Origin of the sequence: Streptomyces hygroscopicus, assembly GCF_026168105.1 — a bacterium.
Taxonomy (GTDB): domain Bacteria; phylum Actinomycetota; class Actinomycetes; order Streptomycetales; family Streptomycetaceae; genus Streptomyces; species Streptomyces hygroscopicus_D.
Genome location: NZ_LBMW01000017.1, coordinates 98,226 through 121,156, shown reverse-complemented (window position 1 = coordinate 121,156; position 22,931 = coordinate 98,226). Strand labels below are relative to the sequence as shown.

At 70.3% G+C, this 22,931-nt stretch carries 20 protein-coding genes; 16 read left to right on the top strand and 4 right to left on the bottom strand.

The window, feature by feature from the left end; all coding sequences use genetic code 11:
* Nucleotides 1-33: 33 nt before the first annotated feature.
* From recG to mutM, 8 genes are all read left to right on the top strand, one after another.
* Nucleotides 34-2,241 carry an ATP-dependent DNA helicase RecG gene (gene recG, locus AAW14_RS18390; protein WP_265564948.1) on the top strand — a complete coding sequence of 736 codons (2,208 nt, stop codon included), beginning with the start codon at nucleotides 34-36 and terminating at the stop codon, nucleotides 2,239-2,241.
* A gap of 87 nt (nucleotides 2,242-2,328) precedes the next feature.
* Nucleotides 2,329-2,916, top strand: coding sequence for a 16S rRNA (guanine(966)-N(2))-methyltransferase RsmD (rsmD, locus tag AAW14_RS18385; protein ID WP_265564947.1), 588 nt, complete (start codon nucleotides 2,329-2,331; stop codon nucleotides 2,914-2,916).
* Between the two features lie 26 nt (nucleotides 2,917-2,942).
* Entirely contained in the window at nucleotides 2,943-3,422 is a 480-nt protein-coding gene (coaD, locus tag AAW14_RS18380) for a pantetheine-phosphate adenylyltransferase (protein WP_265564976.1), read from the top strand.
* A 121-nt stretch (nucleotides 3,423-3,543) separates the two neighbouring features.
* Nucleotides 3,544-4,614, top strand: a complete 1,071-nt coding sequence (locus AAW14_RS18375) for an ATP synthase F0 subunit B (RefSeq protein WP_265564946.1) — start codon at nucleotides 3,544-3,546, stop codon at nucleotides 4,612-4,614.
* A 155-nt stretch (nucleotides 4,615-4,769) separates the two neighbouring features.
* Nucleotides 4,770-5,423, top strand: coding sequence for a YceD family protein (locus tag AAW14_RS18370; protein ID WP_265564945.1), 654 nt, complete (start codon nucleotides 4,770-4,772; stop codon nucleotides 5,421-5,423).
* A 2-nt stretch (nucleotides 5,424-5,425) separates the two neighbouring features.
* Nucleotides 5,426-5,599: a 50S ribosomal protein L32 gene (rpmF, locus tag AAW14_RS18365; protein ID WP_003951102.1), complete on the top strand. Its 174-nt coding sequence runs from the start codon at nucleotides 5,426-5,428 to the stop codon at nucleotides 5,597-5,599.
* A 19-nt stretch (nucleotides 5,600-5,618) separates the two neighbouring features.
* Complete coding sequence (gene rnc, locus AAW14_RS18360; protein ID WP_265564944.1) at nucleotides 5,619-6,443, top strand: ribonuclease III; 825 nt, start codon at nucleotides 5,619-5,621, stop codon at nucleotides 6,441-6,443.
* A gap of 154 nt (nucleotides 6,444-6,597) precedes the next feature.
* Entirely contained in the window at nucleotides 6,598-7,458 is an 861-nt protein-coding gene (mutM, locus tag AAW14_RS18355) for a bifunctional DNA-formamidopyrimidine glycosylase/DNA-(apurinic or apyrimidinic site) lyase (protein WP_265564943.1), read from the top strand.
* 205 nt (nucleotides 7,459-7,663) lie between these two features.
* Here the strand turns inward: mutM and AAW14_RS18350 are convergent, their stop codons facing one another.
* Both AAW14_RS18350 and AAW14_RS18345 read right to left on the bottom strand, forming a co-directional pair.
* Complete coding sequence (locus tag AAW14_RS18350) at nucleotides 7,664-8,065, bottom strand: winged helix-turn-helix transcriptional regulator (RefSeq protein WP_265564942.1); 402 nt, start codon at nucleotides 8,063-8,065, stop codon at nucleotides 7,664-7,666.
* 95 nt (nucleotides 8,066-8,160) lie between these two features.
* Nucleotides 8,161-9,117, bottom strand: coding sequence for a CAP domain-containing protein (locus AAW14_RS18345; protein WP_265564941.1), 957 nt, complete (start codon nucleotides 9,115-9,117; stop codon nucleotides 8,161-8,163).
* A gap of 142 nt (nucleotides 9,118-9,259) precedes the next feature.
* On the opposite strand from AAW14_RS18345, the gene AAW14_RS18340 reads away from it, so the two are divergent.
* The 4 genes from AAW14_RS18340 to AAW14_RS18325 all read left to right on the top strand — a co-directional run bounded on the left by AAW14_RS18340 (nucleotide 9,260) and on the right by AAW14_RS18325 (nucleotide 15,589).
* The gene (locus tag AAW14_RS18340; protein WP_265564940.1) at nucleotides 9,260-9,541 is read left to right on the top strand and encodes an acylphosphatase; all 282 of its coding nucleotides are present in this window, start codon (nucleotides 9,260-9,262) and stop codon (nucleotides 9,539-9,541) included.
* 377 nt (nucleotides 9,542-9,918) lie between these two features.
* The gene (locus tag AAW14_RS18335) at nucleotides 9,919-10,122 is read left to right on the top strand and encodes a hypothetical protein (RefSeq protein ID WP_043444185.1); all 204 of its coding nucleotides are present in this window, start codon (nucleotides 9,919-9,921) and stop codon (nucleotides 10,120-10,122) included.
* A gap of 222 nt (nucleotides 10,123-10,344) precedes the next feature.
* Complete coding sequence (gene smc, locus AAW14_RS18330) at nucleotides 10,345-13,896, top strand: chromosome segregation protein SMC (RefSeq protein WP_265564939.1); 3,552 nt, start codon at nucleotides 10,345-10,347, stop codon at nucleotides 13,894-13,896.
* A 274-nt stretch (nucleotides 13,897-14,170) separates the two neighbouring features.
* Nucleotides 14,171-15,589, top strand: coding sequence for a sugar porter family MFS transporter (locus AAW14_RS18325; RefSeq protein ID WP_265564938.1), 1,419 nt, complete (start codon nucleotides 14,171-14,173; stop codon nucleotides 15,587-15,589).
* 76 nt (nucleotides 15,590-15,665) lie between these two features.
* Here the strand turns inward: AAW14_RS18325 and AAW14_RS18320 are convergent, their stop codons facing one another.
* Entirely contained in the window at nucleotides 15,666-16,709 is a 1,044-nt protein-coding gene (locus tag AAW14_RS18320; protein WP_265564937.1) for an LLM class flavin-dependent oxidoreductase, read from the bottom strand.
* 134 nt (nucleotides 16,710-16,843) lie between these two features.
* Here AAW14_RS18320 and ftsY point away from each other — a divergent pair, with 134 nt between their 5' ends.
* On the top strand, nucleotides 16,844-18,046 hold the full coding sequence (gene ftsY / locus AAW14_RS18315; protein WP_265564936.1) for a signal recognition particle-docking protein FtsY: 1,203 nt from the start codon (nucleotides 16,844-16,846) through the stop codon (nucleotides 18,044-18,046).
* 143 nt (nucleotides 18,047-18,189) lie between these two features.
* On the opposite strand, the gene AAW14_RS18310 is transcribed toward ftsY, so the two are convergent.
* Nucleotides 18,190-18,852 carry a bifunctional DNA primase/polymerase gene (locus tag AAW14_RS18310; RefSeq protein ID WP_265564935.1) on the bottom strand — a complete coding sequence of 221 codons (663 nt, stop codon included), beginning with the start codon at nucleotides 18,850-18,852 and terminating at the stop codon, nucleotides 18,190-18,192.
* Between the two features lie 459 nt (nucleotides 18,853-19,311).
* Here AAW14_RS18310 and AAW14_RS18305 point away from each other — a divergent pair, with 459 nt between their 5' ends.
* From AAW14_RS18305 to AAW14_RS18295, 3 genes are all read left to right on the top strand, one after another.
* Complete coding sequence (locus AAW14_RS18305; protein ID WP_265564934.1) at nucleotides 19,312-20,787, top strand: hypothetical protein; 1,476 nt, start codon at nucleotides 19,312-19,314, stop codon at nucleotides 20,785-20,787.
* Between the two features lie 448 nt (nucleotides 20,788-21,235).
* A complete protein-coding gene (locus tag AAW14_RS18300; protein ID WP_265564933.1) occupies nucleotides 21,236-22,579 on the top strand; it encodes an ammonium transporter in 1,344 nt (447 codons plus the stop codon).
* The gene (locus tag AAW14_RS18295) at nucleotides 22,576-22,914 is read left to right on the top strand and encodes a P-II family nitrogen regulator (RefSeq protein WP_031167312.1); all 339 of its coding nucleotides are present in this window, start codon (nucleotides 22,576-22,578) and stop codon (nucleotides 22,912-22,914) included. Before AAW14_RS18300 ends, AAW14_RS18295 begins: the two co-directional genes overlap by 4 nt.
* Nucleotides 22,915-22,931: the final 17 nt, after the last annotated feature.

The window sequence follows — 22,931 nt, the reverse complement described above, 5'->3', positions numbered from 1 at the left end:
ACATATACGACGTTGTCAGTGGTGTGGTGTGCAATGGATCTCGTGCCCGCACTGCAAGAACCGCTGAAGAAGGTGCTCGGCCCCGCCACCGCGAAGGTGATGGCCGAGCACCTCGGCCTGCACACCGTCTCCGACCTGCTCCACCATTACCCGCGCAGATACGAGGAGCGCGGGCAGCTCACCCACCTCGCCGACCTCCCCATGGACGAGCACGTGACGGTGGTCGCCCAGGTCGCCGACGCCCGTCTGCACACTTTCGCCTCGGCCAAGGCCCCCCGCGGGAAGGGACAGCGGCTCGAGGTCACCATCACCGACGGCAGCGGCCGTCTCCAGCTGGTCTTCTTCGGCAACGGCGTGCACAAGCCCCACAAGGAACTCCTGCCGGGCACCCGTGCGTTGTTCGCGGGCAAGGTCTCGGTCTTCAATCGCAGGCTTCAACTCGCCCACCCCGCCTATGAGCTGCTGCGCGGCGACGACGTGACCGAGACGGTGGACAGCTGGGCGGGCGCCCTGATCCCGATCTACCCGGCCACGGCCAAGCTGGAGTCCTGGAAGATCGCCAAGTCGGTGCAGACGGTGCTGCCCGGCGCCCAGGAGGCCATCGACCCCCTGCCGGACTCCCTCCGCGACGGCCGGGGCCTGGTCTCCCTGCCCGAAGCGCTCCTGAAGATCCACCGCCCGCAGACGAAGGCGGACATCGCCGACGCCCGCTCCCGCCTCAAGTGGGACGAGGCCTTCGTCCTCCAGGTCGCCCTCGCCCGCCGCCGTCACGCCGACGCCCAGCTCCCGGCGGTCCCGAGGAAACCCACGCCGGACGGACTTCTCGCAGCCTTCGACGACCGCCTCCCCTTCACCCTCACCGAGGGTCAGCAGAAGGTCACCAAGGAGATCTTCGACGACTTGGCGACCCAGCACCCGATGCACCGGCTGCTCCAGGGGGAGGTGGGCAGTGGGAAGACGATGGTGGCCCTGCGCGCCATGCTCGCCGTCGTCGACGCGGGCGGGCAGGCCGCCATGCTCGCGCCCACCGAGGTGCTCGCCCAGCAGCACCACCGGTCGGTCGTGGAGATGATGGGGGAGCTGGCCGAGGGGGGCATGCTGGGAGGGGCCGAGCAGGCCACCAAGGTGGTGCTGCTGACGGGGTCCATGGGGGCCGCCGCGCGGCGGCAGGCGCTGCTCGATCTCGTCACGGGGGAGGCCGGCATCGTGATCGGCACGCATGCGCTGATCGAGGACAAGGTGCAGTTCCACGACCTCGGTCTCGTCGTGGTCGACGAGCAGCACCGCTTCGGCGTGGAGCAGCGGGACGCGCTGCGCGGCAAGGGGAATCAGCCGCCCCATCTGCTGGTGATGACCGCGACGCCGATTCCCCGGACCGTCGCCATGACCGTGTTCGGCGACCTGGAGACCTCCGTCCTCGACCAGCTCCCGGCCGGGCGCTCGCCCATCGCCAGCCATGTGGTGCCGGCAGCCGACAAGCCGCACTTCCTGGCGCGGGCCTGGGAGCGGGTGCGCGAGGAGGCGGCCAACGGCCATCAGGCGTACGTCGTCTGTCCGCGCATCGGTGACGAGGAGGACGACCCCAGGAGGACCGGCAGGAAGTCGCCCGAGGACGAGGCGGAGAAGCGGCCCCCGCTCGCCGTCCTCGACATTGCCGACCAGCTCGCCGAGGGGCCCCTGAAGGGGCTCGGGGTCGAGGTGCTGCACGGGCGCATGCAGCCCGACGACAAGGACGCGGTGATGCGCCGGTTCGCCGCCGGCGAGACCGACGTCCTGGTCGCGACGACGGTCATCGAGGTCGGCGTCAACGTTCCGAACGCCACGGCGATGGTGATCATGGATGCCGACCGCTTCGGGGTCTCGCAGCTCCACCAGCTGCGCGGCCGCGTCGGCCGTGGCTCGGCGCCCGGTCTGTGTCTGCTGGTCACCGAGATGCCCGAGGCCAGTGCGGCACGCCAGCGGCTGAACGCCGTGGCGTCCACCCTCGACGGCTTCGAGCTCTCCCGCATCGACCTCGAACAGCGGCGCGAGGGCGACGTCCTCGGCCAGGCCCAGTCCGGCGCCCGCTCCTCGCTGCGCATGCTCGCCGTCATCGACGACGAGGAGATCATCGCCGAGGCCCGTCGGGAGGCCGCCGCGGTGGTCGCCGCCGACCCGGACCTGGAACACCTGCCGGGTCTGCGCACGGCCCTGGAGGCCCTGCTGGACGAGGAGCGGGAGCAGTTCCTGGACAAGGGATGAGCGCCGACGGCACATCGGCTGCGAGACTGGATGCGCACACCTGCCCGCGAAGAGGGCGCCGACCGCAGACCGACAAGGACCGAAGAGATGACCCGCGTGATCGCCGGCCGGGCCGGCGGACGCCGCCTGGCCGTCCCGCCGGGGACCGGCACCCGCCCCACCTCCGACCGGGCGCGCGAGGGCCTCTTCTCCACCTGGCAGTCCCTGCTGGGCGGCCCGCTGGACGGTGAGCGGGTCCTCGACCTGTACGCCGGCTCGGGCGCCGTCGGCCTCGAGGCTCTCTCCCGCGGGGCCGGCCACACCCTCCTCGTCGAGGCCGACGCCCGGGCGGCGCGCATCGTCCGGGAGAACGTCAGGGCGCTCGGCCTGCCCGGTGCCGACGTCAGGGCGGGCAAAGCGGAACAGATCATCCAGTCCCCGGCGCCGGAACAGCCGTACGACATCGTCTTCCTGGACCCGCCGTACGCCGTCTCCGACGGTGATCTTCGCGAGATTCTGCTCACACTCCGCTCGGGGGGCTGGCTCGCGGCCGATGTCCTCGTCACCGTGGAGCGCAGCACCAGAGGCGGAGAATTCCGTTGGCCGGAGGGCTTCGACGCGATCCGGGCCCGTCGTTACGGCGAGGGGACGTTTTGGTACGGTCGCGCCGCCTCTACGTGCGAAGACGCACGATGACCGGACCGGAGAGCGAGGGATCACAAGTGCGCCGCGCCGTCTGTCCCGGGTCGTTCGACCCCATCACCAACGGACACCTCGACATCATCGCCCGCGCTTCCAAGCTGTACGACGAGGTGTACGTCGCGGTGATGATCAACCAGGCCAAGAAGGGCCTGTTCGAGATCGACGAGCGGATCGACCTCATCCGCCAGGTCACCGCCGAGTTCGGGAACGTCGAGGTGGAAGCCTTCCACGGGCTCCTCGTCGACTTCTGCAAGCAACGCGACATCCCCGCCATCGTCAAGGGTCTGCGTGCCGTCAGCGACTTCGACTACGAGCTGCAGATGGCGCAGATGAACAACGGGCTGTCCGGTGTGGAGACCCTTTTCGTCCCCACCAACCCCACTTACAGCTTCCTGTCCTCCTCGCTCGTCAAGGAGGTCGCCGCCTGGGGCGGGGACGTCTCCCACCTGGTGCCGCCGGTCGTCCTGGAAGCGCTGAGCGAGCGCCTCAGGAAGGACTGAGCGGGTCCCCGCGGACCCCTCGGAACCTGACAGCCCGTCATCCGGTGTCGGGCGGGGCAGCAGTGGTCGTACAGTCGACCTGTCCGTCTCCAACACAGCTGTAGAGAGTGGCGAGCACACGGTGGACGTGCAGAAGAAGCTCGACGAGATCGTCGCGGTGGTCACCAGCGCCCGGTCGATGCCCATGTCGGCCTCGTGCGTGGTCAACCGCGCGGAGCTGCTCTCGATGCTCGCGGAGGTGCGAGCGGCGCTGCCCGACTCCCTGGCCCAGGCCCAGGAGCTCATCGGGGACCGCGAGCAGATGGTCGAGCAGGCCCGTCAGGAGGCCGAGCGGATCATCGAGACCGCGCACGCCGAGCGCGGCTCGCTGATCTCCGGCACGGAGGTCGCCCGGCGCTCCCAGAACGAGGCCGACCGCATCCTCGCCGAGGCCCGCCAGGAGGCCGAGGAGATCCGCGCGGAGGCCGACGACTACGTCGACTCCAAGCTGGCCAACTTCGAGGTCGTCCTCACCAAGACCCTCGGCTCGGTGGGCCGCGGGCGCGAGAAGCTCCTCGGCACCGGTCCGGGCCTCGACGAGCACGGCTACGAGGACGAGGACGCCCCCGAGCGCAGCCACGACCCCGAGACGCTGCGCCGCGACGCCGACGCGTACGTGGACACCAAGCTGGGCGCCTTCGAGGCCGTCCTCGCCAAGACCCTTCAGGCCGTCGGCAAGGGCCGGCAGAAGCTGCACGGGCGGACCGCCACCGACGACCTGGGCGCCCTCGCCGACGACACGACGACCGTCCAGCACTCCAGCGACGCCGACTACCTCGCCGACCTCGCGGCCCTCACCGACACCCCGGATCCGCGGACCCCGGCGGTGGCGCCGCAAACCCCCGCCGTTCCGGCCGAGCAGCCCCAGCCGGCCTACGCGCAGCAGCAGGACCCGTACGGGTACCAGCAGACGGACCAGTACGGCTATCAGCAGGCGTACGCCCAGCAGGACGCGTACGGCTACCAGCAGGCCGATCCGTACGCCGCCTACCCGCAGGCCGGTGCGTACGACCAGCAGGCCGTCTACGACCAGGGACAGAGCCGGCAGGGTTACGTCCAGGGCAACGCGCTGGACGAGACCAGCCTCTTCGACACCAGCATGATCAGCGCCGAGCAGCTGAGGGCGTACGAGCAGGGACGTGGCGGTCACTGAGCGTTCGGGCGCCGGGTCCCCGGCGCACCGGATTGGGCCGAGAGCGAAAGGTCCAGTATCCTGGCTCTTCGGTCGCGCGTACCCTCCGCGATCAGCGCTGCCCTGAACACCATGGGACAGCGTCCCCCTCTGAGCTTTGAAGACCGAAAGCAGGAATGGCTCTGAACGCCCGCCTCGACCACCGCAAACCCCTCGTGTTCGACACGCACGAGCTGGGTCGGCGGCCTGGTGCGCTGCAGCGCCTTACCCGCACGGTCGACGCCCCGAGGGACTTCGGTATCCAGGGCGTCATCGAGGTGCCGGAAGGCGCGCCGGTGGAGCTCGAACTCCGACTCGAGTCGGTCATGGAAGGGGTGCTCGTCACGGGCACCGCCCGTGCATCGGCCGAGGGGGAGTGCGTAAGGTGTCTGGAGCCGCTCGGGCTGGAGCTCGAAGCGGATTTCCAGGAGATGTTCTCGTACCCTGACGCCGACGACCGGGGCCGCGTGATCGCGGACCCCGACAAGAACGCCGTTGACGCCGAGGACGACGAGGACAGGCTTTTTCTCGAGGACGGCCTGTTCGACCTCGAGCCTCTGCTGCGTGATGCGGTGGTGCTCGCACTGCCGATGCAGCCGGTGTGCCAGGACGACTGCCCGGGCCTGTGCTCCGAATGCGGAGCACGACTCGCGGACGACCCGGACCACCACCACGACGCCGTCGACATCCGTTGGGCGGCACTGCAGGGACTCGCCGATTCACTCGAACCCGGCGATAAGGACGAGAAGAGCGGCGCCGAAGCGGGCGTCGACGAGAAGCAGGAGAAGTAGCCGTGGCTGTTCCGAAGCGGAAGATGTCGCGCAGCAACACGCGCCACCGCCGGTCGCAGTGGAAGGCTGCGGTCCCCACCCTGGTTGCGTGCGAGCGCTGCCACGAGCCCAAGCAGCAGCACATCGCGTGCCCGTCGTGCGGCACCTACAACAAGCGCCAGGTCCTCGAGGTCTGAGCGGCTGGTGAGAGGTCTGATGTCTGACGCCAAGGCGGATCCAAACGCCAGGAAGAAGGCGGACAACACAGCCTCGTCCCACACGCTTCTGGAAGGGCGGCTCGGCTACAAGGTCGAGTCCGCCCTTCTGGTGCGTGCGCTGACCCATCGCTCGTACGCGTACGAGAACGGCGGTCTGCCGACGAACGAGCGTCTGGAGTTCCTCGGGGACTCCGTGCTCGGCCTCGTCGTCACCGACACGCTGTACCGCACCCACCCCGACCTGCCCGAGGGCCAGCTGGCCAAGCTGCGGGCCGCGGTGGTGAACTCGCGTGCGCTGGCGGAGGTGGGTCGTGGGCTCGACCTGGGCTCCTTCATCCGGCTCGGCCGGGGCGAGGAGGGCACAGGGGGCCGGGACAAGGCGTCCATCCTCGCCGACACCCTTGAAGCGGTGATCGGCGCTGTCTATCTCGACCAGGGCCTGGACTCGGCGGCGGAGCTGGTGCACCGCCTGTTCGACCCGCTGATCGAGAAGTCCTCGAATCTCGGTGCCGGCCTGGACTGGAAGACCAGTCTCCAGGAACTGACCGCGACCGAGGGGCTCGGCGTGCCCGAGTACCTGGTCACGGAGACCGGCCCGGATCACGAGAAGACCTTTACTGCTGCCGCCCGCGTCGGAGGCGTCTCGTACGGCACCGGCACCGGCCGCAGCAAGAAGGAGGCGGAGCAGCAGGCAGCGGAGTCGGCCTGGCGCTCCATCCGCACCGCCGCGGACGAGCGTGCGAAGGCGGCGGCCGAGGCGGGGTCCCCCGACGGGTCCACCGAACCCGAATCGGCCCCCGCGAGCGACACGGCCACGGCCTGAATCCTTCACCCGGACCCCGCCCCGGCGCCCGCGCCGAGGCGGGGTCCGTCGTGTGTGGTCGTGTGTGAGGGGGGCCGACGATCACTCCTCGGCGGCCCCTGACCACGAGGTACCCTGCGGACGTCGCCCCTGTTCATCCTTCCGGAGGAACCCTGTGCCCGAGCTGCCCGAGGTCGAAGTCGTGCGGCGTGGCCTGGAACGCTGGGTCGCCCACCGGACCGTCGCCGACGTCGAGGTGCTGCACCCGCGCGCCGTCCGCCGGCACACCGCGGGCGGCGAGGACTTCGCGCACCGGCTGAAGGGGCAGCTCCTGGGCGCCCCGAGCCGCCGCGGGAAGTACCTCTGGATCCCGGCCGAGACCACCGGCACGGCGATCCTGGCCCACCTCGGCATGAGCGGCCAGCTGCTCGTCCAGCCGCAGGGTGCGCTCGACGAGAAGCACCTTCGCATCCGAGTGCGGTTCGACGACGCGCTCGGCACCGAGCTGCGCTTCGTCGACCAGCGCACGTTCGGCGGCCTCTCCCTGCATGACACCGGCCGCGGCGGACTGCCCGACGTGATCGCGCACATCGCCCGCGACCCGCTGGACCCGCTCTTCGACGACGAGGCCTTCCACCAGGCACTGCGCCGCAAGCGCACGACCATCAAGCGGGCCCTGCTCGACCAGTCGCTGATCAGCGGCGTCGGCAACATCTACGCGGACGAGGCCCTGTGGCGCGCCCGTATCCACTACGAGCGCCCCACCGCGAACCTCACCCGCCCGCGCACCGCCGAACTCCTCGGCCATGTACGGGAGGTGATGAACGACGCGCTCGCCGCCGGCGGCACCAGCTTCGACAGCCTCTACGTCAACATCAACGGGGAGTCGGGCTACTTCGACCGGTCGCTGGACGCCTACGGCCGTGAGGGGCTGCCCTGCCGCCGCTGCACCGCGCCCATGCTCCGCCGCCCCTGGATGAACCGGTCCAGCTACTACTGCCCGAAGTGCCAGCGGGCGCCGCGGGTGCTGTCGTAGGAGCGTCCGGTGCGGGCGGACACGGCTTGTCGCCGGGACCGCTGCGGCGGCAGGCGCCGGGCTCGGGGCTCCGGGCTCAGGGCTCGGGGACATGATCAGGAGAGTCGAGCCCCGCGTCCGCCGGAAGTGAGACGCGCCCGGGGCCGGTACGCCGGAACACCGATGTGCCGGAACGCTTCGGAGGCCGGTCGAGGGCCTTTCCCCCTTACAGGCCGGGAGCCGAGGAGGCGCGTGCCTGGTCGTAGCGGTGGCGCGCATCGAGTACGTCGTCCATGCGGCCCTCCACGCAGTGGATGAGGGCCAGCAGCCGCCCGGCGACCTCGCGGCCCAGCGGGGTCAGCTCGTAGTCCACGCGCGGCGGGTTGGTCGGCTGTGCGTCGCGGTGCACGAGGCCGTCGCGCTCCAGCGCCTGCAGGGTCTGGGACAGCATCTTCTCGCTCACCCCGTCGACCCGGCGTCGCAGCTCGTTGAACCGGAACGAGCCCTCGTACAGCGCGCCGAGCGTGAGCGACCCCCAGCGTCCCGTGACGTGCTCCAGCGTGCCCCGCGACGGGCACGCCTTCGAGAACACGTCGAACGGGAGGTTCTGCTCCTGCGGGGTGGTCATAGCAGAAGCGTACGCGACCACAGCGCTAACCGACAGAGCGCACTAACCATCGGTAAGTGCACAGGCGGCGGCGTTCTCCCTCTTTTGCAACCGGCTCAGTAGCCGAAGTCCTGCGTCCACCAGGGGCCTCCGGACCCGAGGTGCACCCCCACGCCCAGCGTCTTGAAGTCGCAGTTCAGTATGTTCGCCCGGTGACCGGGGCTGTTCATCCAGGCGTCCATCACGTCCTGGGCGGTCGCCTGGCCGCGGGCTATGTTCTCCCCGCCGAGTCCGATGATGCCGAGCCCGGCCGCCCGGTCCCACGGGTCCCTGCCGCTGGGGTCGGTGTGGTCGAAGAAGTTCCGCGCGGCCATGTCCGCGCTGAACAGCTCCGCCAGCTTCGTCAGTCCGCTGCTCGCGGTCACCGGGCTGCAGCCCACTTTGGCCCGCTCCTGGTTGACGAGCGTGAGGACCTCGGCCTCGGTCGCGCTCTGGGTGGACGCCCGGACCGGCGGTGCGGCCGGCTGGGGGGTGGCCTTGTCGGTCGGCGGCGCGGCCGTTGCCGTCCTCGTCGGCGTCGGGGACGGAGTCCGCGTGCGCTGCTGCGGAATCGACGGAGAGGATGCCGGGGCCGACGGGGTCGAGGGGGTCGCGGCAGGTGCCGCCGAGCGGCCGGCGTCACGGCTGGTCGAGGTGGACCCGCGGCCGTCGGCGGTACCGCTCGTACCGCCCTGCGCGGTCGCGAAGCCCGAGGGGGACGTGCCTCCGGCCTGAGTGTCACCGGCGTCGCCGCTCACGGTGAACTGCTTGCCGCTGGGCAGTACCCCCGTGGCGACGGCCACCGTGCCCAGCGCGACGGCCGCGGAGACGCCCAGCAGCCCCGTGCGCACGGGCGTCGCCGCCTTCTTCCTGCGGTGCGAGCGGGTCGCGCGCCGCTCGGCCTCCAGAACCTCGGCGAAGCCGTAGAGGTTTTCCGGTCCGTAGCGCTCCGTGGGGGTCTCACGCTTCTGGGTGACCCCGGTGGCGCGGCCCGAGGCGGCGCGTCCGGCGGCAGAGCGTCGGTGGCGTCCCATCTGCTGGCCTTCCTGGTCTTGCGGTCAACGCAACTCACTCGAACGAGTGGGTTTCACAAGAGATTCATATGGGTGGGGACGGTACCGCATGGCGCAAGGGGAGGAAGTGCCCGGAGGGACATTGGCCGGTTAGCGTGCACCCATGAACGACGATGCTCGGCTTGTCGCTTGGGTGCGCGGACGTGTCCAAGGTGTGGGTTTCCGGTGGTTCACCCGGGCCAAGGCACTGGAGATCGGTGGCCTCAGTGGTTTTGCCGTCAACCTGGACGACGGGCGGGTCCAGGTGGTCGCCGAGGGCTCCCGAGCGGGCTGCGAGGGCCTGTTGGACTGGCTCCGGGGCGACGACACACCCGGGCGTGTAGAGGGAGTCACTGAGATTTGGGACACCCCCCGCGGCGGTTACAACGGCTTCGCGATCCGCTGAGCCGGGGCCGTGAAGGCCCCCCGCGGAAGCGGAAGGGCATGCCACTGGCACGTGCCCGAAGCAGAAAGGGCCTGGTGGTTGCCAAGAACCGCTCGTCGTGGCAGGCTCCGCAGGCAACGTTGATCTCCACGCCCGCAGGGGCCCGCAGGAGTCGCAGCGCCGCCCGCCCGGGGCCGCGCGACCCGGGTTGCCCGCCATTGCAGGGCGTGATCGTGTTGACCGTCAAACTTTTTGGTGAGACGCTGAAAGCCCCGCGCACCTTAGCTGTTTGGCATGTAAGAACGGCGCAAAACTCCAGAGTGCCAAGCACCGCGGGTGCGAATCCCTCACGACCCACACCGCTTCGGTCGGTCACTCAGTGTGGAGGACCATCCATCATGGCAAAGGCGCTTCTCGGTTACGTCGGCGGCTCCGACCCGCGACTCCTCGCCGAGATGCGACGGCTCCAGCAGCGCGTCCAGGAGCTCGAGTCCGAGCTCGTACGGATCCAGGCGGAGAACGACGCGCTGACGGCTGCCGCTTCTCACGACAGGATCATGGAGAGCATCGACGCACACCAGGCGGAGCCTGCGCTCACCTGATCACTGCATTGCTCCACAAAGGCACAAGCAGTGGTTGGGCCGCCCGTATCAACCGCTCAGTTGTCAGATTTGCAAGGGACGCCTCGGCGTCCCTTCTTTCTTTGCCCCGCGCACCCTTTCACACTCTTTAACGGATGGTGTGCCCTGCATGTTCATGGGCGAAACCGCGGGGTTGCGAGGGTTCATGGAGTGAGATAGCGGCGGGAGGTAGAGTCCAGCGGCGTGCACCTCAAGGCCCTGACCCTCCGCGGGTTCAAGTCGTTCGCCTCGGCGACCACACTCCGGTTCGAGCCGGGGATCACGTGTGTCGTTGGGCCCAATGGCTCGGGCAAGTCCAATGTCGTGGACGCGCTCAGCTGGGTCATGGGCGAGCAGGGTGCCAAATCGCTGCGCGGCGGCAAGATGGAGGACGTCATCTTCGCCGGCACCACCGGGCGCCCCCCGCTCGGGCGTGCCGAGGTGTCCCTGACCATCGACAACACCGACGGGGCCCTCCCGATCGAGTACGCCGAGGTCACCATCACGCGGATCATGTTCCGCAACGGCGGCAGCGAGTACCAGATCAACGGCGACACCTGCCGTCTCCTCGACATCCAGGAGCTTCTCTCCGACTCCGGCATCGGCCGCGAGATGCACGTGATCGTCGGCCAGGGCCAGCTCGACTCCGTCCTGCACGCCGACCCCATGGGCCGCCGCGCCTTCATCGAAGAGGCCGCCGGTGTGCTCAAGCACCGCAAGCGCAAGGAGAAGGCCCTCCGGAAGCTGGACGCCATGCAGGCGAACCTCGCCCGCGTCCAGGACCTCACCGACGAGTTGCGCCGCCAACTCAAGCCGCTGGGGCGGCAGGCGGCGGTCGCCCGCAGGGCGGCCGTGATCCAGGCCGATCTGAGGGACGCCCGGCTGCGTCTGCTCGCCGACGATCTCGTACGGCTGAGGGAGGCACTGAGCGCAGAGGTCGCGGACGAGGCCGCGCTCAAGGAACGCAGGGACGCCGCCGAAGCCGAGCTGAAGAAGGCCCTGCAGCGCGAGGCGCTGCTGGAGGACGAGGTGCGCCGGCTGACGCCGCGTCTTCAGCGCGCCCAGCAGACCTGGTACGAGCTGTCGCAGCTCGCGGAGCGGGTGCGCGGCACCGTCTCGCTCGCCGACGCGCGCGTGAAGAGCGCCACCTCCCAGCCCCCCGAGGAGCGGCGCGGCCGCGACCCCGAGGACATGGAACGCGAGGCCGCCCGCATCCGTGAGCAGGAGGCCGAGCTGGAGGCTGCCCTGGAGGCCGCCGAACGCGCGCTGGAGGACACCGTCGCGCACCGCGCCGAGCTGGAGCGTGAACTGGCGATCGAGGAACGGCGGCTGAAGGACGTGGCCCGTGCCATCGCCGACCGTCGCGAGGGCCTCGCCCGGCTGAACGGGCAGGTGAACGCCGCTCGTTCCCGCGCGGCCTCCGCCCAGGCCGAGATCGACCGGCTCGCCGCCGCACGCGACGAGGCGCAGGAGCGCGCCGTCGCCGCGCAGGAGGAGTACGAGGCACTCAAGGCCGAGGTCGACGGTCTGGACGCGGGCGACGCGGATCTGACCGAGCAGCACGAGGAGGCGAAGCGGGCCCTCGCCGAGGCCGAGGCGGCCCTTTCGGCGGCGCGTGAGGCGGCCACCGCGGCCGAGCGCAGGCGGGCCGCGACCCAGGCCCGCCACGATGCCCTGGCCATGGGGCTGCGCCGCAAGGACGGCACGGGTGCCCTGCTCGGCGCGCGGGACCGGCTCACCGGCCTGCTCGGTCCGGCGGCCGAACTGCTGACAGTGGCCCAGGGCCACGAGGTCGCGCTGGCGGCCGCCTTCGGCGCCGCCGCGGACGCGATCGCCGTGACGGGCCCCTCCTCGGCGGCCGAGGCGATCCGATTGCTGCGCAAGCAGGACGCGGGACGTGCGGCGTTGCTGCTGAGCGGCGCCCCCGACGACGGGGAGCAGGCGCCGGCCGTCGGCGCCCCGTACGCCGCCGATCTCGTCCGTGGTCCCGCCGAGCTGATGCCTGCCGTACGGCGGCTGCTGCGGGGCATCGTCGTGGTCGGCACCCTGGAGGACGCCGAGGAACTCGTCTACGCACGGCCCGGCCTGACCGCCGTCACGGCCGAGGGCGATCTGCTCGGCGCCTGCTTCGCGCACGGCGGGTCCGCCGGGGCGCCGAGCCTGCTGGAGGTGCAGGCCTCCGTCGACGAGGCCGCCGCCGAGCTGGAGGAACTTGCCGTCCGGTGCGAGGAGTTGGCCGACGCGCAGCGGCTCGCCGGGGAGCGCCGCAAGGAGTGTGCCGCCCTGGTCGAGGAGCTGGGGGAGCGGCGCCGGGCGGCCGAGCGGGAGAAGTCCGCGGTCGCGCAGCAACTGGGACGGCTGGCCGGGCAGGCGAGGGGCGCCGCCGGGGAGGCCGAGCGTTCCGCCGCCGCCGCGGCCCGGGCACTTCAGGCCCTGGACAAGGCCCTGGGGGAGGTCGAGGAACTCGCCGAACGGCTCGCCGTCGCGGAGGAGATGCCGGTCGAGGAGGAGCCCGACACCTCCGTACGTGACCGGCTCGCCGCCGACGGCGCGAACGCGCGGCAGACCGAGATGGAGGCCAGGCTCCAGGTCCGTACGCACGAGGAGCGGGTGAAGGGGCTGGCCGGACGCGCCGACGCCCTCGACCGCGGCGCCCGCGCCGAACGTGAGGCACGCGCGCGTGCCGAGCGGCGGCGGGCCCGGCTGCGGCACGAGGCCGCCGTCGCCGAGGCCGTCGCCTCCGGTGCCCGGCAGCTCCTCGCCCATGTAGAGGTGTCCCTGGGCAGGGCGGAGGCGGAGCGGACCGCCGCCGAGGCCGTCAAGGTCCGCCGCGAGCAGGAGCTCGCCACCGCCCGCACCGAGGGCCGTGACCTCAAGGCCGAGCTGGACAAGCTCACGGACTCGGTCCACCGGGGCGAGGTGCTCGGCGCGGAGAAGCGCCTGCGCATCGAGCAGCTGGAGACCAGGGCGCTCGAGGAACTGGGTGTCGAACCGGCGGGTCTGATCGCCGAGTACGGTCCCGACCAGCTAGTGCCGCCCTCGCCGCCCGCCGAGGGCGAGGAACTGCCCGAGGACCCTGAACACCCCCGCAACCGGCCGCGGCCCTTCGTGCGCTCCGAGCAGGAGAAGCGGCTCAAGGCCGCCGAGCGGGCCTACCAGCAGCTCGGAAAGGTCAATCCGCTCGCTCTGGAGGAGTTCGCGGCGCTGGAGGAGCGTCACAAGTTCCTCAGCGAGCAGCTGGAGGACCTGAAGAAGACCCGTGCGGATCTGCTTTTGGTGGTGAAGGAGGTCGACGAGCGCGTCGAGCAGGTCTTCACCGAGGCCTACCGCGACACGGCCCGTGAGTTCGAGGGCGTCTTCAGCCGGCTGTTCCCGGGCGGCGAGGGACGGCTCGTGCTGACCGATCCGGACAACATGCTCACCACGGGCGTCGACGTCGAGGCGCGGCCCCCGGGCAAAAAGGTCAAACGGCTCTCCCTGCTCTCGGGCGGTGAGCGGTCGCTGACCGCGGTCGCCCTGCTCGTATCGATCTTCAAGGCGCGTCCCAGCCCGTTCTATGTCATGGACGAGGTCGAGGCGGCCCTCGACGACACCAACCTGCAGCGGCTGATCCGCATCATGCAGGAGCTGCAGGAGGCCTCGCAGCTGATCGTGATCACACATCAGAAGCGGACCATGGAGGTCGCCGACGCGCTGTACGGCGTCTCCATGCAGGGTGACGGTGTGTCGAAGGTCATCTCCCAGCGGCTGCGCTGACTTCGGCTCCGGCCGGGGCGCCATTCCGCCTGCGGCTCCGTCGTGGCTGGTCGCGCGGCCCTTCCCGCCTCCCGTAGACGCTTCCCAACCCTCTTCGAGTTCAAGAAGTGAACGAAACGTGAAAGCCACGTCGTCTAAATGGTCACAGCACTAGGCCTATTGACTTCGATACTTGAACGCATAGTCTCTGCAACGTTGCTTTTACCTTCAGGTGTCGCCACCTGGAAGGGTTCCCCCCACCCCGGCAGCGTTGCCGTGGCCCGAGGAGTCAAACGTGACCAGCACAGCGCAGGCACCCCTGTCAGGAGCCAGGACGGCTCAACCCGAGCATCTCGGACACGTCATCTTCATCGCGGCGGCCGCCGCGATGGGCGGTTTCCTGTTCGGTTACGACAGCTCCGTGATCAACGGCGCCGTCGAGGCCATCCGCGAGCGCTATGACATCGGTTCCGCAGCGCTGGCCCAGGTCATCGCCATCGCCCTGATCGGCTGTGCGATCGGGGCCGCCACCGCCGGCCGGATAGCCGACCGCATCGGCCGTATCCGCTGCATGCAGATCGCCGCCGTCCTCTTCACGGTCAGCGCCGTCGGCTCGGCGCTGCCCTTCGCGCTCTGGGATCTCGCCCTGTGGCGCGTCATCGGCGGTTTCGCCATCGGTATGGCCTCCGTGATCGGCCCCGCGTACATCGCCGAGGTCGCCCCGCCCGCGTACCGCGGCCGGCTCGGCTCCTTCCAGCAGGCCGCGATCGTCGTCGGCATCGCCATCTCCCAGCTGGTCAACTGGGGCCTGCTGAACGCCGCCGGCGGCAACCAGCGCGGTCACCTGATGGGCCTGGAGGCCTGGCAGGTCATGCTCGGCGTCATGGTCGTCCCGGCCGTCCTGTACGGCCTGCTCTCCTTCGCCATCCCCGAGTCCCCGCGATTCCTGCTCTCCGTCGGCAGGCGTGAGCGCGCCCGGGAGATCCTCGCCGAGGTCGAGGGCCGGGGAGCCGACCTGGATGCGCGCGTCGCCGAGATCGAGCAGGCGATGAAGAGCGAGCACAAGTCCACCTTCAAGGACCTGCTCGGCGGCGGCTTCTTCTTCAAGCCGATCGTCTGGGTCGGCATCGGCCTGTCCGTCTTCCAGCAGTTCGTCGGCATCAACGTCGCGTTCTACTACTCCTCGACGCTGTGGCAGTCGGTCGGCATCGACCCGACGGACTCGTTCTTCTACTCGTTCACGACGTCGATCATCAACATCCTCGGCACCGTGGTTGCGATGATCTTCGTGGACCGTGTCGGCCGCAGGCCGCTCGCGATCATCGGTTCGGTCGGCATGGTGATCGGCCTTGCGCTGGAGGCCTGGGCGTTCTCGTCCCACCTCGTCGACGGCAGGCTGCCGAGCACGCAGGGCTGGGTCGCGCTGATCGCCGCCCATGTGTTCGTCCTGTTCTTCGCCCTGTCCTGGGGTGTGGTCGTCTGGGTCATGCTCGGCGAGATGTTCCCGAACAAGATCCGCGCCGCCGCCCTGGGCGTGGCCGCCGCCGCGCAGTGGATCGCCAACTGGGCCATCACCGCGAGCTTCCCGTCGCTGGCCGACTGGAACCTCTCCGGGACCTACGTGATCTACACGGTCTTCGCGGCGCTCTCCGTCCCCTTCGTCCTGAAGTTCGTGAAGGAGACCAAGGGCAAGTCCCTGGAGGAGATGGGCTGACCGCCCACCCCGTCTCGAGGAGAAGGGCCAAGTCCCCGCTGCCCCTCTCCTCGTATCCTGCCGCCGCCCGGCTCGGTCACTGCCCGAGCCGGGCGGCGGCACGTGTGGCTCGTTCGCCCTGGGCCGGTGCCGGCAGGCCGGCCGTGCTCGGCCCCTCGAGCCGGGGCAGCACGTTCTCGCAGAACAGGTGCAGACTGCGCCAGCCCTCGTCGACCGGCATCCCGCCCGAGAGCGGATGCAGGACGTAGGTGTCCAGGCCGAGGGCCAGGCACTCGTCCGGCGTCACAATCCGGTAGACGCCTTCCGCGCGAAGCTCGTCCACCGTGGTGGCCGCCGACCGCACCGCCGACCGGATGCCGTCGGACTGCCAGGAGGCGTACGTCCGCGCCTCGTGCAGGAAGTGCCCGCCACAGCGCGCCCACGCCCGGTCCGGATCCTCGGCGAGATGCAGCAGCGGGGTCTCGGCGGCCGGCATCATCGTCCAGCCCTCGGTGCCGTACTCCGTGAGCTGCTCCTTGTAGTACGCCGCCAGCTCCGGCAGGTGCGCGCTCGGGAAGAAGGGCAGGCCCAGGCGGGCGGCGCGGCGAGCCGCCGCCGTCGAGGAGCCCCCGACCAGCAGCAGTGGGTGCGGCTGTGTGTACGGGCGCGGGGTGACGCGTACGGTACGGCCGCGGTAGGCGAACTCCTCGCCGGTCCACGCCCTGAGCACGGTCTCCAGCAGCTCGTCCTGGAGCCTGCCGCGCCGCTTCCACTCCACGTCGAAGAGGGCGTACTCCTCCGGCCGGTAGCCGATCCCCGCCACGGTGACCAGCCGGCCGCCGCTGAGCAGGTCCAGTACGGCGATGTCCTCGGCCAGCCGCAGAGGGTCGTGCAGCGGGCCGATGACCGCCGAGACGGTGACCGCCAGCCGCCGGGTCGCGCCGAAGACCGCGCCGGCGAAGGCGAACGGCGAAGGCAGCCAGTTGTTCGCGGCCCCGTGGTGCTCCTCGGTCTGGACGGTGGTTATCCCGCGGTCGTCGGCGTACGCGGCCATCTCCACGGCCGCGCGGTAGCGGGCGCCCAGGGAGGCGGGGGTCGCGCCGGGCTCGACGAGGTTGAAACGTACGACCGTGACGGGCATGGGAGGCCCCCTTCACCTTCGCCGGGAGGGTGTGCACGGGGACGTTAGCTGACGAGGCATCAGACAACCAGGGTCTCGTACCCCGGAGCCGTCGCCGGACCGCCCGGGGCCCGGTCGCGCATACTGGACCCGTTATGGAAATCGTCATCCTTGCTGTAGTCATCGCCGTGGTCGTGGTCGCCGCGCTCGGCGGGCTCGTCGTCGGCAGTCGCCGTAAGAAGCAGCTGCCCCCGGCGCCCCCGACGACGCCCGACATCACCGCCCCTCCGGCCGAGCCGCACGTCGGCGACGAGGCCGAGACGCCGCGCGACGAGGAACGCCGGACGATCGAGGAGGTAGACCTCCCGGAGGGTTCCGCTCCCGTCGTCGTCGAGGAGCCGCCCGCCGCCGAAGCGCCCCCGATCGAGATCCCCGAGCCCACCGCCGGCCGTCTGGTCCGCCTGCGCGCCCGTCTGTCCCGCTCGCAGAACGCGCTCGGCAAGGGGCTGCTGACCCTTCTGTCCCGGGAGCACCTCGACGAGGAGACCTGGGAGGAGATCGAGGACACCCTGCTCACCGCCGACGTCGGTGTGCAGCCCACCCAGGAGCTCGTCGAACGCCTGCGCGAGCACGTAAAGGTGCTCGGCACCCGTTCACCGGAGGAGCTGCGCGGACTGCTGCGCGAGGAGCTGCTCCAGCTGGTCGGCACCGACATGGACCGCACGGTCCACACCGAGCCCGAGACCAGCAAGCCCGGCATCGTGATGGTCGTCGGTGTCAACGGCACCGGCAAGACCACCACCACCGGCAAGCTCGCCCGAGTTCTCGTGGCCGACGGCCGCAGCGTCGTCCTCGGCGCCGCCGACACCTTCCGTGCCGCCGCCGCCGACCAGCTGCAGACCTGGGGTGAGCGGGTCGGCGCCCACACCGTGCGCGGCCCGGAGGCCGGCGACCCCGCTTCCGTCGCGTTCGACGCGGTCAAGGAGGGCAAGGAGATCGGCGCCGACGTCGTCCTCATCGACACGGCTGGGCGCCTGCACACCAAGACCGGCCTCATGGACGAGCTGGGCAAGGTCAAGCGGGTCGTCGAGAAGCATGCGCCGCTGGACGAGGTGCTGCTGGTCCTGGACGCCACGACCGGGCAGAACGGACTCGTCCAGGCCCGCGTGTTCGCCGAGGTCGTGGACATCACCGGCATCGTGCTCACCAAGCTCGACGGCACGGCCAAGGGCGGCATCGTGGTCGCGGTCCAGCGCGAGCTGGGTGTGCCGGTCAAGCTGATCGGTCTCGGCGAGGGCGCCGACGACCTGGCGCCGTTCGACCCGGAAGCGTTCGTGGATGCGCTTATCGGCGACTGACGGCACACGACGAGGCGTACGGAGCCACCGGCGGCGTACGCGGAGAAGGGCCCCCACCACATGGTGCAGATGTGATGGGGGCCCTTGGCTGTCGCCGCCCGACGGGGCGCCCGAAGGGCCGGGCGCCCCGTCGGGCCGCGCTTTCAGGCCCGTGAGCGATGCGCCGCGTACGCCAGGGTGCCGATCAGCAGGCGTGCGGCCGGGGGGCTCGTCGCCGAGTCGAGCGCGGGGGCGCGGAGCCAGCGGGCCGGGCCGAGGCCGCCGCGGTCGGAAGGCGGGGCCGTGAGGTACGTGCCCGGGCCGAGCGCGTGCAGGTCGAGGTCCGCGTCGTCCCACCCCATCCGGTACAGCAGCGTGGGGAGCTCGGCAGCGGAGCCCGGGGCGACGAAGAAGTGGGCGCGGCCGTCCGGGGTCGCCGTCACCGGCCCGAGCGGGAGGCCCATGCGCTCCAGCCGCACCAGCGCACGCCGTCCCGCCGCCTCGGCGACCTCGATCACATCGAACGCGCCGCCGACCGGCAGCATCACCGAGGCGCCGGGAACCTCGGCCCATGCCTCGGTCGCCTGGTCCAGCGTGGCACCCGCGCGCACGACGGGCGTGAAGTCCAGCGGATGCGCGCCGGGTGCCTCGCAGTCCGTCCTGCCGCAGGAGCAAGCCCCTGCGACCGCCCGGGCGCCGGGGACCACGTCCCAGCCCCACAGGCCGGTGTACTCGGCCACGGCGGTGCACTCCGACGAGCGGCCCCGGCGCCGCGCGCCGGGCCTGATTTCGCGGAGACCCCGCGTGCCGCCGATCGTGAAGTCCATACCCCCTCCAACGGGTCCGGTGCGCCGATGGTTACGCGACGAAGTCGGAATGTGACGCTGAGTTCCCGCATTCTCGCCGCGTAGGCCGTCATCGCGGGGCCGGGGGCGGCGCCCGGTTGTTACCCGGGGTGGTGAGTTCGGCGGTGCGCGCCGGTCACTGCACCGCTCCACCTGCTTCCGGCCGTCATGTGTCAAGTGAATCGCGCCTGGGCCACCGTGAGTTCATTCGAAGGGGTGGCGAATGGTGGCGATTCTGGAATCACCATGGCTGGACGCGTGATCGTAGGATTACTTTGAGTGCACGAGTCCTGGGGACGCACGCACTCGTGGGTATGCCGGAGGCAAGTCGGTTCCCGTCCGACGGCTGAGAACTGCCGGACGCGGGGCGGTATCCACCGGCATGCTGGTAGGGCTTGGCGCACAAAGCGCACAAGTGGTTTCAGGGATGGGGGCGTTCCAGTGGGCGGCAACGGCGGAAGCGGCGAGAACGCTGACAAGCGCCCCAACGAGCTGCTCGGCTCTTGGTTCGTGCGAAGCGGCTGGTCGAAGGGCGAGCTGGCGCGTCAAGTCAACCGCAGAGCCCGCCAGTTGGGTGCCAACCACATCTCCACGGACACCTCGCGGGTGCGCCGCTGGCTCGACGGGGAGAACCCGCGCGAGCCGATTCCGCGGATCCTGTCGGAGCTGTTCTCCGAGCGTTTCGGCTGTGTGGTCGCCATCGAGGACCTGGGGCTGCGTCCGGCCCACCAGTCACCCTCCGTGTCCGGAATCGACATGCCCTGGACGGGCCCGCAGACGGTGGCGTTGATCAGCGAGTTCTCGCGCAGCGACCTGATGCTGGCGCGGCGCGGTTTTCTCGGGACCTCCCTGGCGCTGTCCGCGGGCCCGTCCCTGATCGAGCCCCTGCAGCGCTGGCTGGTACCGAGCCCCGCCGCCCCGCGCGAGGAGCCCGACCCCGTGCCGTCCGGGCGGGCCCGCGGCCGACTCTCCAAGCCGGAGCTGGACCTCCTCGAGACCACCATCGTGATGTTCCGGCAGTGGGACGCCCAGTGCGGCGGCGGTCTGCGCCGCAAGGCCGTCGTAGGCCAGCTGCGCGAGGTGACCGACCTCCTCCAGGAGCCCCAGCCGGAGGCCACCACGCGGCGTCTGTTCAAGGTCGCCGCCGAGCTGGCCGAACTGGCCGGCTGGATGAGCTACGACGTCGGGCTCCAGCCCACCGCGCAGAAATACTTCGTCCTCGCCCTGCACGCCGCCAAGGAGGCGGGCGACAAGCCGCTCGGCTCGTACGTCCTGTCCAGCATGAGCCGCCAGATGATCCACCTGGGCCGGCCCGACGACGCCCTGGAGCTCATCCACCTCGCCCAGTACGGCAGCCGGGACTGCGCGAGCCCGCGCACCCAGGCGATGCTGTATGCGATGGAGGCCCGTGCGTACGCGAGCATGGGCCAGCCCGGCAGGTGCAAGCGTGCCGTCAGGATGGCCGAGGACACCTTCGCCGACGCACTGGAGTTCGACGAGCCCGAGCCCGACTGGATCCGCTTCTTCTCCGAGGCCGAGCTGCACGCCGAGAACTCCCACTCGTACCGCGATCTCGCCTATGTCGCGGGCCGCAGCCCCAGCTACGCCTCCCTCGCCGAGCCCGTGATGCAGAAGGCCGTCGACCTCTTCGCCGAGGACACCGAGCACCAGCGGTCGTACGCACTCAACCTCATCGGCATGGCCACCGTGCACCTTCTCCAGCGCGAGCCCGAGCAGAGCTCCGTGCTGGCCAAACGGGCCATGGAAATCGCCAGAAAGGTCCGGTCGGAACGCGTCAACACTCGTATCCGAAAGACCGTGGACACGGCGGTGCGCGATTTCGGTGATCTTGCCGAGGTCGTCGAATTGTCCGACCATCTCGCCGCCCACCTGCCCGAGACCGCAGAGGCGATCTGATTCTTTTCGGGCCCGCCGGAACCCAAGGGCCCCTTGAGACCCCGGCCGCGGCCGCCATCCCGAACTGCCCGACTCGGCTCCCCCAGCCAGGTCATCGGATGGCCGCCGCGGCCGGCCTGCATACCGCGACCATTGACCGAGGACCTTTCTTCGGGTAACGGCCGGGTCCGCTGGAGCGGTGACCATTCGGGCGCGAGAACGACTCAGACGCATGAAGGAGCGCCATTCCTGAATGGTTGCGTCACGATAACGATCGACGTGACCGGCATCCGGCAGTTCATCAATGCGTAACACGCGCGGTGTCTTCGTCACTGCGGCGAAACATCGAGGGGCGTCGACGGAAACGGCGCTGCGCCAATCTCATGGCGCATAACCGGCCCACCCCTCATGCCCGAACCGCTCACAGGCTTCGCCCGCACGGGGCCGTACAACCGACGAGGAGACGCCGATGGCACCAGCCGCCATCACGCTTGCGGCAGACGCACCCAAGTTGTCGTCCGCCAACACAGGCTTCATGCTCATCTGTTCCGCCCTGGTGCTGCTCATGACCCCGGGCCTGGCCTTCTTCTACGGAGGCATGGTCCGCGTCAAGAGCACCCTGAACATGCTGATGATGAGCTTCATCAGCCTGGGCGTCGTCACCATCCTGTGGGTGCTCTACGGCTTCTCCATGGCCTTCGGCACCGACAAGGGCTCGATAATCGGCTGGACCTCCGGCTACGTCGGCTTCAGCGGTATCGGCAAGATGGACCTCTGGCCCGGATACACGATCCCGGTCTTCGTCTTCGCCGTCTTCCAGATGATGTTCGCGATCATCACGCCCGCCCTGATAAGCGGCGCGCTGGCGGACCGCGTGAAGTTCACGGCCTGGTCCCTCTTCCTCGCCCTGTGGGCCACGATCGTGTACTTCCCGGTCGCCCACTGGGTCTGGGGCACCGGCGGCTGGGCCTTCAAGCTGGGCGTGATCGACTTCGCCGGCGGTACGGCGGTCCACATCAACGCGGGTGCGGCGGCGCTCGGTGTGATCCTCGTCATCGGCAAGCGCGTCGGATTCAAGAAGGACCCGATGCGCCCGCACAGCCTGCCGCTGGTCATGCTCGGTGCCGGTCTCCTGTGGTTCGGCTGGTTCGGCTTCAACGCCGGCTCGTGGCTCGGCAACGACGACGGCGTCGGCCCGCTGATGTTCGTCAACACCCAGGTCGCCACGGCCGCCGCGATGATCGCCTGGCTTCTGTACGAGAAGATCCGCCACGGCGCCTTCACCACGCTGGGCGCCGCCTCCGGCGCGGTCGCCGGTCTGGTCGCGATCACCCCGTCCGGCGGCGCGGTCTCCCCGCTGGGCGCGATCGCAGTCGGCGCCGTCGCAGGTGTCCTGTGCGCCATGGCCGTCGGCCTGAAGTACAAGTTCGGCTACGACGACTCCCTCGACGTCGTCGGCGTCCACATGGTCGGCGGTGTCATCGGCTCCCTGCTGATCGGCCTCTTCGCCAGCGGCAAGGGCCAGTCCGACGTCAAGGGCCTCTTCTACGGCGGCGGTCTGCACCAGTTCTGGATTCAGTGCGCGGGTGTCTTCGCGGTCCTCGCCTACTCCCTGATCGTCTCCGCGGTCCTCGCCTTCCTCCTCGACAAGACGATCGGCATGCGGGTCACCGAGGACGAGGAAGTCTCCGGCATCGACCAGGCCGAGCACGCCGAGACGGCGTACGACTTCAGCGGCGCGGGCGGCGGCGTCATGTCCAGCGCCGCGGCTCCGGCCCCTGCCGCCACGCAGAGCAAGAAGGTGGACGCATGAAGCTCATCACCGCCGTCGTGAAGCCCCACCGGCTCGACGAGATCAAGGAGGCCCTGCAGGCCTTCGGGGTGCACGGTCTGACGGTCACCGAAGCCAGCGGCTACGGTCGGCAGAGGGGGCACACCGAGGTCTACCGGGGCGCCGAGTACACGGTCGACCTCGTCCCCAAGATCCGTATCGAGGTGCTCGCCGAGGACGACGACGCCGAGCAGCTCGTCGAGGTCATCGTGAAGGCGGCCCGCACCGGCAAGATCGGGGACGGCAAGGTCTGGTCCGTCCCGGTCGAGACGGCCGTCCGGGTCCGGACCGGCGAGCGCGGTCCCGACGCGCTGTAAGGCATTGAGGAACAGGA

Coding starts and splice junctions, on each gene's coding strand:
- AAW14_RS18300 (WP_265564933.1), top strand. CDS start 21,236: ATGGCACCAGCCGCCATCACGCTTGCGGCAGACGCACCCAAGTTGTCG.
- ftsY (WP_265564936.1), top strand. CDS start 16,844: ATGGAAATCGTCATCCTTGCTGTAGTCATCGCCGTGGTCGTGGTCGCC.
- AAW14_RS18320 (WP_265564937.1), bottom strand. CDS start 16,709: ATGCCCGTCACGGTCGTACGTTTCAACCTCGTCGAGCCCGGCGCGACC.
- AAW14_RS18310 (WP_265564935.1), bottom strand. CDS start 18,852: ATGGACTTCACGATCGGCGGCACGCGGGGTCTCCGCGAAATCAGGCCC.
- rnc (WP_265564944.1), top strand. CDS start 5,619: ATGTCTGACGCCAAGGCGGATCCAAACGCCAGGAAGAAGGCGGACAAC.
- rsmD (WP_265564947.1), top strand. CDS start 2,329: ATGACCCGCGTGATCGCCGGCCGGGCCGGCGGACGCCGCCTGGCCGTC.
- AAW14_RS18340 (WP_265564940.1), top strand. CDS start 9,260: ATGAACGACGATGCTCGGCTTGTCGCTTGGGTGCGCGGACGTGTCCAA.
- AAW14_RS18345 (WP_265564941.1), bottom strand. CDS start 9,117: ATGGGACGCCACCGACGCTCTGCCGCCGGACGCGCCGCCTCGGGCCGC.
- AAW14_RS18335 (WP_043444185.1), top strand. CDS start 9,919: ATGGCAAAGGCGCTTCTCGGTTACGTCGGCGGCTCCGACCCGCGACTC.
- AAW14_RS18370 (WP_265564945.1), top strand. CDS start 4,770: ATGGCTCTGAACGCCCGCCTCGACCACCGCAAACCCCTCGTGTTCGAC.
- AAW14_RS18295 (WP_031167312.1), top strand. CDS start 22,576: ATGAAGCTCATCACCGCCGTCGTGAAGCCCCACCGGCTCGACGAGATC.
- recG (WP_265564948.1), top strand. CDS start 34: ATGGATCTCGTGCCCGCACTGCAAGAACCGCTGAAGAAGGTGCTCGGC.
- AAW14_RS18350 (WP_265564942.1), bottom strand. CDS start 8,065: ATGACCACCCCGCAGGAGCAGAACCTCCCGTTCGACGTGTTCTCGAAG.